1 protein-coding gene is annotated in these 1,748 nt (G+C 48.3%); it reads right to left on the bottom strand.

What is annotated here, in order from left to right:
* On the bottom strand, positions 1-1,645 hold a 1,645-nt coding region (locus FTU40_RS15075), incomplete at its 3' end, for an ABC-F family ATP-binding cassette domain-containing protein (protein ID WP_257222987.1).
* Positions 1,646-1,748: the final 103 nt, after the last annotated feature.

The following is a 1,748-nucleotide window of genomic DNA, read 5'->3' as shown; positions in this document are numbered from 1 at the left end:
TGGAAATGGTTGCTTTGACTTCGACCTGAGATTTCACCGGCTCGGCTGGCTTCTGCCCGTTTTTGATCATCTCAATGCGGGCCTGACGTAACCAGTCGGCATAAGCGGTCAGATCACCGTCAAATTCACGGCATTGACCATTATGTACCAGCAGCAATTCATCACAGACACTGGCAATCAGCTGGCGCTCATGCGATACCAGCACCACAGCACCTTCAAAATCCTGCAAGGCCATGGTCAATGCATGACGCATATCCAGATCTAAATGGTTGGTCGGCTCATCCAGAATCAACACGTTTGGACGCTGCCAGACAATCAATGCCAGAGCCAGACGGGCACGTTCACCGCCTGAGAAACTTTCACTTGGCGTATCCATGCGTTCGCCGCTAAAACCAAAACTGCCCAGGAAAGAACGCAGGCTGGCTTCACTGATTTTTTTATCGGCAATACGGGCCAGCTGTAACATCGGGCTGGCATTGCCATCCAGTGCATCCATTTGGTGTTGGGCAAAGTAGCCAATATTGAGCAGTTCTGAATCTTTACGCAGACCCTGAAGCAATTTTAAATCACCGACCAGCGATTTAATCAGGGTGGATTTACCGGCACCATTCATCCCGAGCAAACCAATCCGGCTGCTTGGCGTGATCTGTAAATTGACATTGGTGACAATCAGCTTGTCACCATAACCAATATCGGCATGTTCCAGTTGCAATAAAGGCGAACTCATTTTGGTCGGTTCACGGAAACTGAAGGTAAATGGTGTATCAACATGGGCAGCAGACAGTTCCTGCATACGCTCCAGCTGTTTGATCCGGCTCTGTGCCTGCTTGGCTTTGGTGGCTTTCGCTTTAAAACGGTCAATATATTTTTGCAGATGTGCGCGGGTTTCCAGCTGCTTTTCATAAGCCTGTTGCTGCTGCGCCAGACGTTCACTGCGGGTGCGCTCGAAGGTCGAGTAGTTACCGGTATATAAAATCAGTTCCTGATTTTCAATATGTAAAATATGATCGGTAATCGCATCGAGGAAATCCCGGTCATGCGAAATCAGCACCAGCGTACCTTCATAGGCTTTCAGCCAGTCTTCGAGCCAGAGAATGGCATCCAGGTCTAAATGGTTGGTCGGTTCATCAAGAAGGAGTAAATCGGAACGGCTCATCAGGGTACGCGCCAGATTCAGGCGCATGCGCCAGCCACCAGAAAAACTTGAAACATCCAGTTGGGATTGATGTTCAAAAAAGCCCAGACCGGCCATCAGTTGCGAAGCTTTGGCCGGCGCAGAATAACCTGAAATTTCATCAAAACGGCCATATAAATGGGCCAGTTCTGCATCATCCAGCTGATCTGGCTGCTCCAGTTTCTGTTGAATATCCCAGTATTCTTCATCGCCGGACAAGACGAAATCAATGGCTTTCATATTCAGCGCTTTGATTTCCTGCGCCATATGCGCCACGGTCCATACCGCAGGACGGGTCAACGAACCGGTGTCTGACTCCATGCCACCAAGCAAAGCTGAAAACAGGGTCGATTTCCCGGCACCATTGACACCGGTTAGGCCAATTTTCCATCCTGGGTGTAACTGCATCGACGCTTTTTGAAATAAAACACGTCCACCGCGACGTATAGATAACTGGTCTAACTGAATCATTGAGAAATCAAAGCTAAGAAATAAGATGCGCCTATTCTAAAGGAAAGCCTTGTGAAAATGAAAAATCTTGCGACTTTTACTGAAATGAGCCAGCTTTTAAATA

It is taken from the genome of Acinetobacter sp. YH12100 (genome assembly GCF_013419135.1).
In the GTDB taxonomy this organism is placed as follows: Bacteria; Pseudomonadota; Gammaproteobacteria; order Pseudomonadales; family Moraxellaceae; genus Acinetobacter; species Acinetobacter pseudolwoffii.
This window is presented reverse-complemented; position numbering and strand designations above follow the sequence as displayed.